Origin of the sequence: Maribacter polysiphoniae, from assembly GCF_003148665.1 — a bacterium.
Lineage (GTDB): Bacteria > Bacteroidota > Bacteroidia > Flavobacteriales > Flavobacteriaceae > Maribacter_A > Maribacter_A polysiphoniae.
Genome location: NZ_QGGQ01000003.1, coordinates 84520 through 101752, shown reverse-complemented (window position 1 = coordinate 101752; position 17233 = coordinate 84520). Strand labels below are relative to the sequence as shown.

The following is a 17233-nucleotide window of genomic DNA, read 5'->3' as shown; positions in this document are numbered from 1 at the left end:
CCCTTTTTGAATTTACACCCAAGAACAACACCCGACCATGCTTAAAAGGCTGTTCTTCATTATCTGTATGGTACTAGCGGCCGCTCCTGTTTTGGGGCAGCAAGACACTACCTTGCTTCGATATGACAATAGGGAGTTAGAGGTGCAAAGGATTACCGAGGAAGACCTTGGGCCCTTCCGGAACAATCCCGATTTCGATTATGAGGTCGTTGAGCCTGACATAACTTGGTGGGACAATTTCACAACTTGGCTCGGCAACCTCTTCCGTCGTTTTTTTGAATGGTTGTTCGGGGCCGAAAAAGCCATTGGCTTTTTTGCTGTTTTCCTGCGTATACTGCCATATATTCTAATAGGCATCCTTCTTTTTCTATTGATCAAGTTCTTCCTGAATGTAAATTCAAATGCGCTATTGTATTCCAAGTCCAATGAGGCCGTGGTATCCCTATCCGAAGAGGAACATATTATCAAAAATGAAGATATAGACCAACTAATACAAAAAGCGCTGAACGAAAGGAATTACCGCTTGGCCATTCGCTACCATTACCTGTTGATCCTTAAGCAGATGAGCAAAAAAGAACTGATTACTTGGGAAATCCAGAAAACCAACGACGATTATATCAATGAATTGAAAAAAGATGAACTAAAAACACCTTTCAGTGTCATCACATGGTTATACGACTATGTATGGTATGGGGATTTCCCCATAGATGAAGCCAAATATTCAAAGGCCGAAAATAAATTTACGTCCCTTCGTAAAACCTTGGAAAACTATGCGTAAAAAAGGCTCCATATACTTGATCATTGGCGTGGTTACCCTAGTCATCCTTATGCTCTTTCAATATAGCAAACCCAAGGAAATCAATTGGTTCCCGTCTTTTGTGGCCCAACATAAAATTCCATACGGCACCTATGTCCTTAATGATCTAATGGAAAATAAATACAAGGACAACCTCAAACAGATCACCCAGCCCCCTTTTGAAGCACTTCAATCAGCGGATAGCCTTCGCGGCACTTATGTCTTTGTAAACAACGATGTCTTATTCGGAAAGGCCGAACTCAATAGCTTATTGGATTGGACGTCTAAGGGAAATACACTTTTTATCGCTTCAGGCAGTTTTGATGAGCAGTTACAGGACACCTTGAATTTTAAGACCTCGGCGTTATATGCAGATTTTGGCGAAACCCCAAAACAAGTGCATCAATTATTGAATCCGAACTTAAAGAGCAATGCAACCTACACCTTTAGTAAAGATGATTATGCCATTTATTTCAGTAATATAGACACCCTGAATACCACGTTAATCGGACAAGTAGACTACCCCGTTGAAGATGGTTCCGATATGCAAAAACATTTTAATGTCATTCAACAAAATTTTGGCAAGGGTACAATTCTCCTCAGTGCCTTTCCGAATGCCTTTACAAACTATTTTATCCTAAAGGACGACAACCGGGATTACACGGCCGGACTCCTTTCCTATATCGATGGGGATCGACCCATTTATATGGACAACCATCATAAATCGGGCAAATCATTTTATACCTCACCCATGTATATCTTCCTCAACAACAAGGAATTGAAATGGGCCTATTACATTGTATTGATCGGGGCAATGGTCTATGTTATTTTTGAAGGAAAACGCAAACAAAGGGCAATTCCCGTTATTGTACCCTTAAAGAACCAAACCCTTGCCTTTACACGCACCATTGCCGATATGTATTTTGAAAAAGGCGAGCAAAAATCGATCACCGAGCATAAAATAGCCTATTTTTTGGAGTATATACGTTCCCATTTCTACATGGATACCATTAAGCAAGACGATGCGTTCTATCGCAATTTGGCTGCCCGGAGCAATCATTCCTATGAAGAAGTGAAAGACTTGCTCCAGTATATGGAAAAACTAAAGAAAAGTTCGGTTATCACCAATGCCGATTTAATACAATTGAATACAGAAATTGAAAAATTCAAAGTGAAAGCCCATGGAAAATAACGAGCAAACCAACAACGACCTCAACTTCGACAATAGAATTCCACTTGAAGAACTAAAAAATGCGGTTTCCAACATTAAAGCCGAACTGGCAAAGGTCATTATCGGGCAAGAAAATTTCATCGAACTAATGATCGTTTCCCTTTTGGTGGATGGGCATGTCCTTATCGAAGGGGTACCCGGTATTGCCAAGACGATTACCGCCAAGCTTTTTGCCAAAACCCTTAAGACCGATTTTAGCCGTATACAATTTACCCCGGACCTCATGCCCAGTGATATCTTGGGCACCTCGATTTTCAATGTAAAAACATCGGAATTCGAATTTAAGAAAGGTCCTATTTTCTCCAATATCATTTTAATCGATGAGATCAATCGCGCTCCCGCAAAAACCCAAGCGGCCATGTTCGAAACAATGGAGGAACGACAGGTGACCATGGATGGTACCACCTACAGCATGGATACCCCTTTCATGGTACTTGCCACCCAAAACCCAATTGAACAGGAAGGCACCTATGCCCTACCCGAAGCACAGTTGGACCGTTTTATTTTTAAGATCAAAGTGGATTACCCTTCGGTTGAGGAAGAAATAAAGATCATACAGACGCACCACGAACGGAAAGGGAAAAACCCACAGGAAAAAATTAGTGGCGTGCTGACCCCGGAACAACTGGCCGACTATAAAGCGAAGATACAGGATGTCGTGGTCGAGGAAAAACTAATTAAATACATTGCCGATATCATAACCAAAACCAGGAATCATCCCCATTTGTTTTTAGGGGGATCCCCAAGGGCCTCCATCGCGACCCTTAACGCCGCGAAAGCCTTTGCCGCGATCAAAGGAAGGGATTTCGTGATACCGGAAGATGTGAAAAAAGCACTAGTGCCCATTTTAAACCATAGGATAATCCTAACCCCTGAACGTGAAATGGAAGGAATGACCACCGAAAGCGTGATAAACATGATCGTAGAGTCCGTAGAAATTCCCAGGTAGCGTTATGCAGTTTCTAAAATCACTCTACATACACAACACCTTTTTTAGGTATATCGCAGTCCTTGCCGGCTGTTTTATGCTTTCCTTCTGGATTCCCATCCTCTATCCCATTGCTTGGATATTGACCCTCGTACTGTTGGGATTGTTCCTCTTCGATATCTACCTGCTATATACCCATTCCAAAGGTCTTGTGGCCAATCGGGTATTACCCAAAAAACTATCGAATAGTGACCTTAATCCTATTACCATAGTCTTTGAATCCTTCTATCCGTTTAAAACATACATTTCGCTAATCGATGAATTGCCCCAACAGTTTCAAAAGCGTGATTTTGAACATAGAACGAGTTTGTTCAGGAACGAAAAAAAAGAGTTTGAATATACCGTTCGCCCTGTGGAACGTGGGGAATATGTTTTTGGAAACCTGAATGTTTATGCATCCTCGGCCTTGAGAATCATTAAAAGACGCTTTGTGTTCCAAAAAGACCAAATGGTGCCCGTTTACCCAAGCATCATCCAAATGCAGCAGTACGACTTTTTGGCCATTAGCAACAACCTAACCCAGGTTGGACTCAAGAAAATAAGACGTATTGGTCATACCCAAGAGTTTGAACAAATAAAGGAGTATGTCGCAGGAGACGATATTCGCACCGTAAACTGGAAAGCCACCGCAAAACAAAACCAGTTGATGGTAAACCAATACCAAGACGAAAAGTCACAACCTATCTATTCCATCATCGATACGGGAAGGGTAATGAAAATGCCCTTTAACGGACTCAAATTGTTGGATTATGCGATAAATGCAACCCTCGCTTTTTCGAACGTCGCCCTAAAAAAGAATGATAAAACGGGAATGGTTTCCTTTTCAAAAAAAATAGAAACCTTTGTCCCTGCCGTTCAAAAACTGACCCATCTCAATACGATACTGGAAAAACTTTACAACATCACCACGGAATACACAGACTCCGATTTTGGATTGCTCTACGCCCATGTAAAACGAAAGGTAACACACCGGAGCCTATTGCTTTTATACACTAATTTTGAACATATTTCGGCATTGAAAAGACAATTGCCCTACCTCATGGGTATGGCCAAAAAACATGTCTTGGTGGTTATCTTCTTTGAGAATACCGAGTTGGAAGAACTCATTAGTGCAGATGCCGAGGACCTGCAGACCATTTATCATAAGACCATTGCCGAAAAATTCTCCTTGGAAAAAAGATTGATGCAAAAAGAATTGCAACGCTATGGTATTCAGACAATCCTCACCAAACCCGAAGAACTGACGATCAATACCATAAACAAGTACCTCGAAATCAAATCCCGTGGTCTTCTTTGATCATTCCGTACCGGGTAATTGAAGAATTCGTTGTGTTTGCAATGTCGCTGTGATATCCCTGGATCTGGAACTAGTAATATCCACATATTCAAAATTTCGGGCCTTCGGTACCCTCAACGCATCCACATAACAGTTACAGGACCTATATTTACGCCTTTTTTTGCTCTTTTTCAAAAACAGATCCAGAACGACCGCTGAAGCGATTCCACCAAGTACGGTGAATACAATATCATTATTGTCCCAAACCCCATAATCCGCCTTATCAATGGCCTCCTTGGTAACACCTGCGGCCAAACTACTTCCTACAGCTCCCGCCCAGGTCCAATACGGATTGCCATCAAAAACATGATGGGCGGCATAACCCCCTACGGACCCAATGACAAATCCGGCACCGAAATGCTTAGGCTTATCCTCGGTTATGGTTATTTGTGATTTTGCCATGCTGGTGACAAAACACATTACTAAAAGTAAAATTCCTTTTTTCATAAAAAGCATTACCCTATATGTCCCTGCTTGTGATGCCCATATAGTGATTCATTTGCAAAATACCGGTTTTAGGCAGTATGTAACCATAATCAACCGTATTTTCGACATAACGGTTAATTATCCTGTTTTTCGATGTATCCCGAATGAAGAGCCTTTATTTTTTTCTACGGAACACCAATTCTGAACCTATTGAATAGCTGTGGGGTATGTCCCATTATATTTACGGAACACAGGATGCTATCACGCCATATCCTTACCCAGTTTTCAGCCTTTGTCAACAACCGACCTACTACCAAAAAAAGTTATACGCCGTAGCCATTAATTCCCTTAACGGATACAACGCATAACATATATGTCGGAATTCCTTGGTTTCAGAAACAACGGAAATCCGTAAGGATTTTATTTTTCAGTGTCCCAGAATCCAATGGGAAACACTATTCATTCCATCTTGGTAAAGGTTGGCCCCAAGTTTCGTTAATCTGTAATCTCGGTAATCACATGTCCGATACTTCCACTGGGTTGTTGTATGTTCAAGATTGCCGCAAGCGTAGAGGCAATGTCGGTCATCCCAACCAACCTATGCGTTTTTCCTGGGCGTATACCTGTCCCCATCCACACAAGTGGGATATGAGCATCATAAGGGTTCCAATCGCCATGGGTGGCTCCTGTCCGTGATCCACTTTTCCATCCTGAGGATTTAACAATTACAATATCCCCACTACGCTTTGGATTAAATCCGTTGATCAACATGGTCTTTATAGGTTCGGGATAAGTAGCCGATGCAAGAGCCTCATTTAAGAATGCCGTCTCTATGCCGGGAACCTGCTTCAATTGTTCTATAATATAATCCGCAACGGTAATCTTATCAATTCCCGCTTTAGAAATCACATCGTAGTCCAAGTAAATCTGATAGCCATTTCTGGTTAGAATAAGACCGGGGATTCCGAACTTTTTCTCTAATTCCGTATCTAACTCCTTAAAAACATCATTGGTCAAAACACCAGTGGGAAGCTTGTTTTCTTCCAAGTATCCCGGTGAGTGATTGGCGCCATGGTCTGCTGTTATAAAAAACAGATAACCATCCTTGCCATATCTTTTATCCAAATAGCCAAAAAGATCTTCCAGATCCTTATCCAACCTAAGGTAGTTGTCTTCCACCTCAATTGAATTGGGTCCATAGGCATGGCCGATTTTATCGGGACTGGAAAGGCTGATGGCAAGCAAATCGGTAAAGTTACCTTGACCCAACTTGTATCCCTCCATGGCTACTTTTGCAAATTCCAAGGTCCAGGTATTTCCAAACGGAGATCTACTTATCGAAGGTTTATGGGGAAACACCGGTTTCTTTTCGCCCTTATAAATCGTTTCGTAATCCTTGTCATCCTTATCGCTTAACACATAGGTATCAACAGGGTATAGTGTTTTCCAACCCTTTGGCATCAATAGTTTATCCCAATCTTTTTCGTTGAATTTCTTTGCCCAATCCGGCAAGGCTTCCATATAGTAAGTACTGGTGGTGAATTTTCCTGATTCTTCCCAAAAAGCTCCATTCGCAGTATGTCCGCCAGGAAGAATGGCTCCCCGATCTTTAATGGATATCCCTACTACTTTACTCTGATAATTGGTTGCGATTCTCAATTCATCACCAATAGTGGTGGTAAGCAGATTACGGGGGGATTTATTCTGTTTGGCATTTCCCCCTATCCCGGTTACTGTGGAATCCTCGACGTTGGAGATTTCACGCCCCCAAGCACGATCATACCAGGAGTTACCTGCGATACCGTTAATTGCTGGGACCGAGCCTGTATAAACCGACGAATGGCCACAAGCCGTAACCGTTGGAGCATGTTGTATCATCGTATTCTCGCAACTGAAACCTTGATCAAGAAGCCGCTTAAATCCACCATCCCCATATCTATCCTGGTATTTGTATAAATAATCCCATCGCATCTGATCCACCATAAGGCCTACTACTATTTTAGGCTTTTTTACAGGTGCAGTTTGGGCCACACATGGATTGGAAAATACATGGAATGTCATTACACAAAGAAGAAGAAACACTGTTTTTTTCATGATTTGCATTTTGAAAATATGATTACTGAATATTACCAAGTTGGTTTAAATTTAATTACTATGATCAAATGGTTTGATCCTTCATCAAAACTATCCTCTTTTACAATCAAAATCACATAGTATCTTATTGAAAACCTATATATTTTTGATGATTCATGAAGATATTACCCAAAATTCGGGATTTCAGGTTAATATGCCATTAGCAGAATCATAACTTTCGCCAATTCGATATTCATTTTAAATCACAGGAATTGATCAATGAAATAAATAGCATTGCCAAACCTTACCCTTGGTCTTGCCCATAATTTTGAAATATTGTCGGAAACTTTCTTGATGAAATGGAGGCATATCCCCTAGGCTGGAACAACTGGACCATAACTACTAGGTAGACTTCCTCAGATTGGATACAAAACACCTTTAACTTTATTAAAAGGAGGAACACGGACTTCACTTATGGAATAAATATGGGATATGGGAAATTCACTCTTGGGCGATAGTATTTACCAGACCCTTTTAGCCGGCAAATTTTATAGGAATAAGTCTTTGATCAATCGTTGAAAAGTCCCCTCCCCATTGAAACCCAAAATTTAAAACGGATTATATCTCAGGAAGTCCCCATAAACAGGTTATAACAGAGATTTTTCCCTTATCCGCACTGAAAACTGAACACTGAATGTAATCTTCTTTTGGCTATCATACATAAATACACTCAGTATTCAGCATTCGTCAACAACCTATCAACTACTAAAAATCTTATACGCCGTATCTTTATATTCCCCTAACGAATACAACGCATAACAAATAACAAATATGTTAGAATTCCAAAGCGCAAGAACATTGGAAATGCGTAAGAACTTTATTCTGATTTTGACCTTGTATGCAATGATTTAATATCTTTTACCATGGTGACACCCAATAATAGGAGGGAGAATCCAAATACAGATTGTCCAATCGTACAAAACGCACATTCAAAATAATTCAATGAACATCCCAAATAATTACTGACACAACCCACGATAATCATAATGAGGTAATCAACCATCACCAAAACCGATAATAAAAACAACGATTTTATTGCTATATCTTTCATGACCGTATTATTTAATATCCTAGATTATTGTTTTATCTAAAGGTAGATAGGAAATAATGCCTTACAAAGGACTATGGATAACCATATCTTTCTCCCACTAATGGTATTTTTAACATCCTATGATGTAATTTTGCATTATATGTCCTGAAACACAAAAAGATAGAACATAAATTTAGAGCCAATGCCCGATTTTTTAACCCAAAAAAGTAATCTCAACAACGAATTTTTAAACGCCCAGGCATGTCTGAATGTTTTATCCGACGAAGAAAAACAGGAACTGATCAATAGCAAGACGGATATCGTGTTTGAGGCTGGCGAACATATTGTCAAAAGAGGTGTTTTGGCCAATAATGTTCTTTATTTGACCAAAGGTCTTGTGAAATTGGAACTGACCAATGATTCAACACCCTCAACCATCGCTATTCTTGAACCCCATTCTTTCATAGGTATCGTTTGTTGTTTCGCCTTTAAAAAAATAGATTTTACGGCAACCGCTTTAACGAAAACCACAGTCAGTTTTATCGGGATGGATGTTTTTGAGCGATTTATAAAAAACAACGGCGACTTTGCCTTAAGCCTGATCAAACATATGTCCGGAATCAGTAATCAATTGTTACATCGCCTTACCGGACTGTCAAAAAAACACATTGATGGTGCTTTAGCATTCATTTTACTCGATTTTATGGACATTTACAAGGCTGATGAATTCGAGTTGCCCATGTCAAGGGTTGAACTGGCCAATATGTTGGACTACTCCAAGGAAAGTGTCATCAATACCCTCTCAAAATTCAATAGGGAAAAGATCATTAAGGTCAATGGCAAAAAGATCAAGATATTGGATCGTGAAAATCTAAAACAAATCTGTAAACTAGGGTAAACCGCACTATTTCGGTAAAACTGTTTGTGAGGTAGTTGGATGCGTTTTGATTATCTCGGGAACTTGTGGCCAAAAAGCTAAGACCGAAAACGAAGCCATTCACCATAAGCGACAATGAATCCATTGTTACATTATCCCAACGAATTACCGGTTACCTTCTATCGGGTTTTGTTTCCTAGGCCTGTTTATATCATATGGTATCCATTATTATATTCCATGACAATTTACTTAGGTAACGAAAACTCTAAGTACTATGATATTCGTCATTAGATCTATGAATTTTTGAACTTAAATTATGGCCCTTAATCGAATTAAGCAACAACCTTACAGTATTGAAACATTCATAACATGTAATTAGTTTAATTTAAAAATAGGGAAAATGAAGAATCTCGGTTTGTTATTTATTTCAGGATTAATGATGTTCAGCTGTAATGAAATTCCAAAAACGGCTAGCAACATGAACCAAGAAAAAGAAAGTGTTGTGCTGGCCGAACCGGTCAAAGATGGAATGTTGATTCACATCACAAAAGGTTATGACGACCCCCATAGGGTATTAATGGCCTTAAAAATGGCGACAATGATGGCTGTGGACAAGGATGTGCTTGTTTATATGGACATTGATGCGGTTGGTTTATTGGTTAAAGAAGCGAAAGACTTAAACCATCCTGGTTTTGAATCTGCCCACACTTACATAAAACAACTCGTTGAAAAAAATGTGGGGGTATATGCCTGCCCAACCTGCATTAAAGTTGCAGGATTCACCCCTGGAGACCTAATGGAAGGTGTTCAGGCAGCCCAAAAAGACAAATTTTTTGATTTTACAAAGGGACGGATTATCACCTTGGATTATTAATACGATTTTACTACGAACTCAATTTTCACAATAGCTATCCATTCGGGTAGCTATTGTTTCTTAAAGGCACCAAAATGCAGCCCTAAGATGAAATACCCAAGAGAAACCGCATTCGTACGTATTCTGGGGACATGGTGACTTTTGTAACAGTATAATTATGATTTTGCCATTACTTTTGAGCACTCCCCTCTAAATTAAATCGAACCTAAATGGAATTATCACCATCTACTTCAAAACGCAATTTTAATTCATTGTTGTGGCATGCGGCGTTCTTATCCCTTGCCCAGGTTTTTATGGATGTGGACACCATAATCCCGGCCATGCTCGTCGATGCCGGTGGAAGTGCCATACAAATCGGCATTCTAACAGCAATTATGCTTGGCGGGTCCAGTTTTTCTCAATTGCTTTACGCTCCTTTTGTAAGTAATAATCACTTCAAGAAAAAATTCTTGCTCATTGGAATCAATTCAAGAATCTTTGCCTTGCTTGGCTTGGCACTAATGCTTTATTTCTCCTCTATGGTCGATGAATCGATGATCATCTGGATGATTTTTATCTTGATTTCCATATTTTCTTTTGGTGGGGCTTTTGCCAATTTAAGTTATACAGACATATTGGGTAAATCGATTATACAAGACACCCGTAAATCGTTCTTCTCATCGCGACAAGTTATTAAAGCGATTATCTTGTTCTTTGCTGCCCTGCTCGCTAAAAAAATCTTCAATTTAGCTGACTATCCGGTCAATTACGGATATATGTTTTTTATCGCCTTTGCCGCTCTATTAATCTCTTCCTTAGGTTTTTGGAACATTAAAGAGGTAACCCCTTCCCGCTTATCCGTAAAAAGTCCGAAACACTTTTTTCAATTGATCACAACTGAACTACAACAAAATAAAAAACTGAAATATTTTCTAGGTTATATCAATACAATGGGGATCAGTATTGCCCTACTCCCATTTGTAATCCTTTATGCCAAGGAGTTCTACCTAACTGATAGTTCCGATACAGGCTCGTTTCTGCTCTATAAAATTATCGGTAGCATAATTGCAGGTTCGATCTTATTCATTTTGGCAAAAAGATATAAATACCAATATCTGCTGTATGGAAGTGCGGTATTGGCTTTTGCCCTTCCGTTATTGATTTTGTTAGCTACTGAAATGCCTTCCTTCGTTCTCATTTTTTTTATCGGGGGCATCATATATACCACCTATACAATTTCAATGAACGGGGTTCTCTTGGAAGTTTCAGGTACTGAAAACCGTACACTATATACGGGAATAACCGGAATTGGCAATATTCTACCTGCCCTATTCCCAATGGCAGGCGGATGGATCATTCATCAATTTGGGTTCCAGGTGTTCTTTATACTTTTTATGTTCTTTATTTTATGTTCTTTATTTTTTATCTATAAACTGGACTGCAAGAAATAAATACTACCCATCCAGTACCAAAGACCCAAAATCCTGAACTCCGATCCTTAAACTTTAAAACAATCACACAGCTATAAACATGTGCGTGACCTATGTTACAAATAAAAACGCTTTTTGACCTTACCTTGCGGTATCATATTGTGTCCTTATTCGTGTAATTGGGCCCTTAAAACAAACCCTATGGAACCGCATTATTTTAACGTTGATGTAAATTGGAAAAAAAATCGTTTGGGAGAAATGTGCTCCCCAGAATTAAACCTTGAAACCAACAATTGTATAGAAATTGCCACTCCACCTGAATTCCCCAAAGGCATGCCTGGAAAATGGTCTCCGGAACATTTATTTACCGCAGCAGTGAATAGCTGTTTAATGACCACTTTTTTGGCGATAGCCGAAAATTCAAAATTGGAATTTTCAAGTTTCAGTTGTAAATCAAAAGGGAAAATGGAACGTGTCGAAGGTAAATACCTAATGACCGAAATTGTTTTGGAACCATCGGTTACCATCAGTGATGCAAAATACAAGGAAAAAGCAGAACGTGTTTTACAAAAATCGGAAGCCGCCTGTTTAATATCCAATTCGATAAAATCGAAAATAACCATGGTACCGACCATTCATATCGCCTAAACCAACCCCTAAAATCGGGTAAAAACAAACTGTCGTACAAAATGGAATCATGGGTTTAATATACCTACATCCATTAGCCATTCGTATAACTTTTATCCATTTATCGCATATCACTTGGCGCTGATGGCTGCTCGCTTATCGCCAATTGCTAATTGCTCATTGCTAATTGCTCATTGCTAATTGTTCATTGTTCATTGCTAACTGTACATTCCTAATTGCTAACTGCCTACTGCCTACTGCCCACTGCCTACTGACTATCGCTTATCGCTTATCACCAATTGCTCATTGTTCATTGCTAATTGTACATTGCTAATTGCTAACTGTCCACTGCCCACTGACTACTGCATACCGCTAATCCCCAATTGTTCATTGTTCATTGTTCATTGTTCATTGTTAACTGCCTACTGCTTATCGCTAATCCCCAATTGCTCATTGTTCATTGCTAACTGTACATTGCTAATTGCTAACTGCCCACTGCTCCCCCCCTATCCATTACCCATCGTCTTTCCCCCAAAAATTAGTTAGGTATTCCGTTGTCATATGGTCGCTAAATTCGTAACTTACTCCTTGAATTTTTTTCTAGTAAACCAATCAAATTTAATACCTTATAATTACATGAAAAACAAGATGAATACCTTGGCCTTCGCATGTTGTGCGATTTTCCTTTTCTCAACAACTATCGGATGCAAGAATAAGGAATCGAAACCCTCAGAAGCCGAAGCCACAGAAGTTCAGGCGGAAGCCGAACCAGACTTTAAAATTTCCTTGGCCCAATGGTCCCTGCACAAAACCTTTTTTGGAGGTCAAATTGACTGGGAAAACTTCGGAAAAACACTAAAGGAATCACCCGATGATCTATTGAAAGGCCCGGATCCCATGGAATTTCCCGCGATGGCTGCGGCTTACGGTATAAACACCATAGAATTGGTCAATACCTTTTATTTCAGCAAAGGTGATGACAAGGCGTATTGGACAGCGTTTAAAAAGAAATGTGATGAAGCCGGGGTAACCGTCGGTTTGATCATGTGCGATGCTTTAGGCAATCTTGGGGATGCCGATCCCGAAAAGCGTAAGGCTACGGTTGAAAACCATTACAAATGGGTCGATATCGCCGAATTCCTAGGGGCACATTCCATTCGTGTGAATGCAGCCGGTGAAGGTACCGCCGAAGAGGTGGCTGAACACGCAGTCGCCGGACTTAAAAGTTTGGCGGAATACGGTGCAGCTAAAGGCATCAACATCATCGTAGAAAACCATGGTGGGTATTCTTCCGATGGTACATGGCTCAGTGGGGTCATGGACAAAGTAGGTATGGACAATGTAGGTACACTCCCCGATTTCGGGAATTTCTGCATCGAACGAGGTCCCGATGGTTGCATCAAGGAATATGACCGCTATAAGGGAATCGCAGAATTAATGCCCTATGCCAAAGGCGTAAGTGCCAAATCACATAATTTTGATGAAAATGGCAATGAAGTGGATTCCGATTTTCTACGTATCATGAAAATTGTAAAAGAATCCGGTTTTAAAGGGTATGTGGGTATCGAATACGAAGGCACTGAACTTTCCGAGGATGAAGGCATCAAGGCAACAAAAGCCTTGTTGGAAAAAGTATTTGCCCAATTGCAATAGGTACTTATCAAGAAATCCATTTATACAGTACCCCCATCCTGAACAAGGTGGGTGAACAAAGGATGGCAAAAAGGGGAGGACATAAAATGTCCTCCCCTTTTTTTGCACCCCTGACAACATCTGACATCCTCCATTCTAACTTTGTTTCATTGTTAAACCTTAAAATCAGCAAACAATGAAAAATGCAGTCAATTGGTTCGAAATACCAGCAACAAATTACGAAAGGGCGAAAAAATTTTATGGAACCATGTTGGGAATAGCCATAACGGATATGCACATGCCCAATGTCAAATATGGTATGTTCCCATATGACAATGATAACAATGGTGTTGGGGGTGGTATCGTAGAAATGGAAGGAGCAAAACCTTCTGCAAACGGTATAACCCTTTACCTCAACGCGGGGAACGATCTTAATGACCCCTTGGGTCGGGTAGAATCCGCCGGCGGCAAAATACTTATGCCTAAGACCGATATTGGCGAAAACGGCTATATGGCCCAATTAATGGATACCGAAGGTAATAGAATAGCCTTACATTCCTGGAATTAAACTTGGGTTATCACTGTTTGGGCATGGTGAAAATTTAATCCCGATTTTTTAACTGTGCCCAACCCTTGGTAGTGGCTATATCCTTAAATAGCACAAAATGACATATTTTTATAGGAATCAATAATTGAACTATGTCCCAATTACCTAGGCTTATCAGTATGCTGACCCTTTTAAAGTCCCGACGGATATTAAACGCCACCGAACTATCGGACAAGTTCGACATTAGCGTACGTACCGTTTACCGTGACATCGCTAAACTCAATGAGGCTGGTATACCCGTTATCACGCTCGAAGGTCGCGGGTATACTTTAATGGATGGTTACACCATGGCTCCCGTGCAATTCACCGAAAAAGAAGCCAATGCCTTGATTACCGCCCAGCATCTAGTGAATAAAAGTAAGGATTCATCCTTTGTTTCCGATTTCGGGGAAGCGATGATTAAAATCAAATCTGTTTTTAGATCCTCTATTCTTGAGAAAAGCGAGTTATTGAACAATAAAATACATGTTTTTGACCACAGCTTTGAAAACATTTCAAGTAATGCATTATCGGAAATCCAATTATCGATCACGAATTTCAATTATATAGAAATCAATTACCAAAAGGCTGAAGACCCCAATATCACCTTTCGTAAAATAGAACCCTGTGCCATTATTTCGACCGACCAAAAATGGATCCTTATTGCTTGGTGCCATTTGCGTAAGGACTATAGAGCCTTCCGCATAGACCGTATTCAACACTTTAAAATATTGCAGGAAAAATTTGAAAATCGTAAGTTCAATATACAGCAGTATTTTAACAATTGTTAATATGAAATGTAAATCAAAGTCAAATGTTGCATTGTATCTTTGTGGAAAATTTGATTACCCATGAATGAAGCTCTGGCTTATTTTAAGGAACAATTAGGAAAGGATGCCTCTAAATCACCGTCTCCACTAATGCAATGGTTGAATCCGACATTGATCAGTGCCCAAGCCGGTGAACTCGAGTTTTCGTACTTGGTACGGGAAGAAATGACCAATCCCATGGGGATAATTCACGGGGGAACCACGGCAGCCATCATCGATGATGCCATTGGAGCTGCTGTTTTCTCTTTAGGGGTTACCCACGTTTACACTACGGTAAGCCTTTCGGTAGACTATTTTAGTAGGGCCAAAGCCGGTGATACCATCATCGCAAAAACCAAAGTGGTCAAAAAAGGAAAACAGATCATCAATGCCGAATGCGAAGTATGGAATGCCGATAAAACCCGTATGATTGCCAAAGGGCATTCGAACCTGATCCAGACCAAATTAGAAATCTAAAACAGATTTTTATTTATCCTTGGAATAAGGAATATTTTTAGATTCCCCCCTATGCTTAAAATGTAAGCAATAAGTCCTCGGATACCCCTTAATGCTTTGCGTGAAATTTAAACTGCAGGTTCTTCAATCCACATATTTCCTTAAAAAGGGCCACATTGTTATATATATGCTGTTTTTTGTTCATTTTAATACTATTTCCCAAATACTATAAACCCTATAAATACGTTTACCCAAAAGTAATCCTATTCTTACTTAATGTATTGGCATTTAACCACTAACCATTCTTAAACAGTTTCCAATGTTACGACCTGTAGACCACATCCATGAAAAAGAGCGATTAGCCTCCTTAGCGTCCTATTCCATCTTAGATTCACTACCTGAAGAGGATTACGATAACTTAACGGCAATTGCTGCAGAAATTTGCGGAACCCCCATTAGTTTGGTCAGTTTATTGGATCATGAAAGGCAATGGTTTAAATCCCATTATGGTATCGATGCTTCTGAGACCCCAAAAGAATACGCTTTCTGTGCACATGCGATCAACACGGACGAAGATATATTCGTCGTCCAGGATGCAAGAAAAGATGAGCGCTTTTATGATAATCCTTTAGTTACGGGGGACACAAGTGTTGTTTTTTATGCTGGTATTCCATTAATCTCTGATAACGGTTTGCCTCTGGGGACATTATGTGTCATTGACCATAAACCAAAATTACTGAGTCAAAGTCAAGTCAATTCCCTTAAAATCCTAGCCAAACAAGTACGAAACCTTTTACAACTACGAAAGAGCAACATTCTTCTGGAAAAGAAGGTTGATGAGTTGGAAGAAAAAAATATCGAATTGGACCGTTTTGCCTATATCGCCGCACATGATCTAAAATCACCCTTGAATACGATAAACTCCACCGCCCAATTATTCTCTGATTGTTATGCCTCGAATTTTGATGAGGATGGGGAAAAAATGCTGGGATTCATTCAGTCCTCAACGAACCAATTAAAAAGACTCATAGACGGACTTCTTGATTATAGCAAAAGTGAATCCCTGTTAAAGGAAGATGGTTCACCGATTGAAATACAAGTACTTAAAGATGAAATCAATGGACTCTTTTCATATGACAATGCATTGAACCTAGAGTTCAATTCCCCACTAAAGACAATTAACACCAATAGAACGGCCCTAAACCAAATACTGATCAATCTTGTTTCCAACGCCATCAAATATAGCGACAAAGAGGAGATTGAAATACAGATTGCCATTGATAAAAAAGAAAACCATTATGAATTTTCAGTAAAGGATAATGGACCCGGAATCGCCAAAGAACATCAAGAAAAAATCTTTCAGATATTCAAGATCTTAACCCCTACCGATAAATTTGGGGAAAGGGGAAATGGTATTGGACTTGCCACTGTTAAAAAAATCACCGAAAAAATGGGTGGCAATGTTTTTCTTGAATCGGACTTGGGAGAAGGTTGTAAATTCAATTTCACCCTTTTAAGTGCCGATTGCGAAACAGGTAAATTAAAAATGGCATAACCCTACAGTAAAAACACCCACCTTTATAAAACCATAATATCAAATAATGCCTTGATACATGGGAATTGTTGCGTATCTTTAATAGTATAAATTATGTACTCATGACATCAAACTATAAAAAGATTTACACAGGAGAATCATTGGTCGCACAACAGATAGTAACCCAATTGCGCGGTATGGGTATAGAGGCCATCATCAAGGATGAAGCTGAATCAGCACGTTTGGCAGGTTTTGCCTCATCGATGTTGGGACAAGTGGATCTCTTCGTAAACAAGGATGAAGTAGAGAAGGCAACCACAGTGGTTGAAGCGGTTTTAAAAGAATCTTAAACCTAGCAGTCAATCAACCACGTAGTACTACCGATCGGATACCATTTACACAAGGAATTCGACGAATTAAACTCATTTTGTTCCAAAGTATACAGTTTATCACGTTAAAGGGAGTTGCTGTATTAAATTCGTTACCAAT

General features: G+C 39.7%; 17 protein-coding genes. 14 read left to right on the top strand and 3 right to left on the bottom strand.

Annotated features, from left to right (window positions below; genetic code table 11):
* Positions 1–37 precede the first annotated feature (37 nt).
* The 4 genes from LX92_RS07910 to LX92_RS07895 are packed head-to-tail and all read left to right on the top strand — an operon-like array spanning position 38 to position 4312.
* Entirely contained in the window at positions 38–778 is a 741-nt protein-coding gene (locus LX92_RS07910; protein ID WP_109649767.1) for a DUF4129 domain-containing protein, read from the top strand.
* Positions 771–1988, top strand: a complete 1218-nt coding sequence (locus LX92_RS07905) for a DUF4350 domain-containing protein (RefSeq protein WP_109649766.1) — start codon at positions 771–773, stop codon at positions 1986–1988. Before LX92_RS07910 ends, LX92_RS07905 begins: the two co-directional genes overlap by 8 nt.
* Positions 1978–2976 carry an AAA family ATPase gene (locus LX92_RS07900; protein ID WP_109649765.1) on the top strand — a complete coding sequence of 333 codons (999 nt, stop codon included), beginning with the start codon at positions 1978–1980 and terminating at the stop codon, positions 2974–2976. The genes LX92_RS07905 and LX92_RS07900 overlap by 11 nt, the downstream gene beginning before the upstream one ends.
* Before the next feature lie 4 nt (positions 2977–2980).
* Entirely contained in the window at positions 2981–4312 is a 1332-nt protein-coding gene (locus LX92_RS07895) for a DUF58 domain-containing protein (protein WP_109649764.1), read from the top strand.
* Here the strand turns inward: LX92_RS07895 and LX92_RS22615 are convergent, their stop codons facing one another.
* The 3 genes from LX92_RS22615 to LX92_RS07875 form a co-directional block, all read right to left on the bottom strand.
* Positions 4313–4798: a hypothetical protein gene (locus LX92_RS22615; RefSeq protein WP_190263536.1), complete on the bottom strand. Its 486-nt coding sequence runs from the start codon at positions 4796–4798 to the stop codon at positions 4313–4315.
* Between the two features lie 474 nt (positions 4799–5272).
* On the bottom strand, positions 5273–6871 hold the full coding sequence (gene pafA, locus LX92_RS07880; protein ID WP_109650096.1) for an alkaline phosphatase PafA: 1599 nt from the start codon (positions 6869–6871) through the stop codon (positions 5273–5275).
* An 856-nt stretch (positions 6872–7727) separates the two neighbouring features.
* Positions 7728–7961 (bottom strand): hypothetical protein, encoded by a 234-nt coding sequence (locus LX92_RS07875; protein WP_109649762.1) that lies wholly within the window; start codon positions 7959–7961, stop codon positions 7728–7730.
* Between the two features lie 181 nt (positions 7962–8142).
* Between LX92_RS07875 and LX92_RS07870 the strand changes: the two genes are divergently transcribed.
* The 10 genes from LX92_RS07870 to LX92_RS07825 all read left to right on the top strand — a co-directional run bounded on the left by LX92_RS07870 (position 8143) and on the right by LX92_RS07825 (position 17094).
* A complete protein-coding gene (locus LX92_RS07870; RefSeq protein ID WP_109649761.1) occupies positions 8143–8838 on the top strand; it encodes a Crp/Fnr family transcriptional regulator in 696 nt (231 codons plus the stop codon).
* A gap of 379 nt (positions 8839–9217) precedes the next feature.
* Positions 9218–9691 (top strand): DsrE family protein, encoded by a 474-nt coding sequence (locus LX92_RS07865; RefSeq protein ID WP_211315842.1) that lies wholly within the window; start codon positions 9218–9220, stop codon positions 9689–9691.
* Between the two features lie 209 nt (positions 9692–9900).
* Entirely contained in the window at positions 9901–11121 is a 1221-nt protein-coding gene (locus LX92_RS07860) for an MFS transporter (protein WP_109649760.1), read from the top strand.
* 180 nt (positions 11122–11301) lie between these two features.
* Positions 11302–11748: an OsmC family protein gene (locus LX92_RS07855; protein WP_109649759.1), complete on the top strand. Its 447-nt coding sequence runs from the start codon at positions 11302–11304 to the stop codon at positions 11746–11748.
* Positions 11749–12363: 615 nt separating this feature from the next.
* Entirely contained in the window at positions 12364–13380 is a 1017-nt protein-coding gene (locus tag LX92_RS07850) for a sugar phosphate isomerase/epimerase family protein (protein ID WP_109649758.1), read from the top strand.
* 175 nt (positions 13381–13555) lie between these two features.
* Positions 13556–13927, top strand: a complete 372-nt coding sequence (locus LX92_RS07845) for a VOC family protein (RefSeq protein ID WP_109649757.1) — start codon at positions 13556–13558, stop codon at positions 13925–13927.
* Positions 13928–14058: 131 nt separating this feature from the next.
* Positions 14059–14736 (top strand): helix-turn-helix transcriptional regulator, encoded by a 678-nt coding sequence (locus LX92_RS07840; protein ID WP_109649756.1) that lies wholly within the window; start codon positions 14059–14061, stop codon positions 14734–14736.
* A 60-nt stretch (positions 14737–14796) separates the two neighbouring features.
* Positions 14797–15231 carry a PaaI family thioesterase gene (locus LX92_RS07835; protein WP_109649755.1) on the top strand — a complete coding sequence of 145 codons (435 nt, stop codon included), beginning with the start codon at positions 14797–14799 and terminating at the stop codon, positions 15229–15231.
* A 298-nt stretch (positions 15232–15529) separates the two neighbouring features.
* Positions 15530–16765: a sensor histidine kinase gene (locus LX92_RS07830; RefSeq protein WP_109649754.1), complete on the top strand. Its 1236-nt coding sequence runs from the start codon at positions 15530–15532 to the stop codon at positions 16763–16765.
* Between the two features lie 101 nt (positions 16766–16866).
* The gene (locus LX92_RS07825) at positions 16867–17094 is read left to right on the top strand and encodes a putative signal transducing protein (protein ID WP_109649753.1); all 228 of its coding nucleotides are present in this window, start codon (positions 16867–16869) and stop codon (positions 17092–17094) included.
* The last annotated feature ends 139 nt before the right edge of the window (positions 17095–17233 follow it).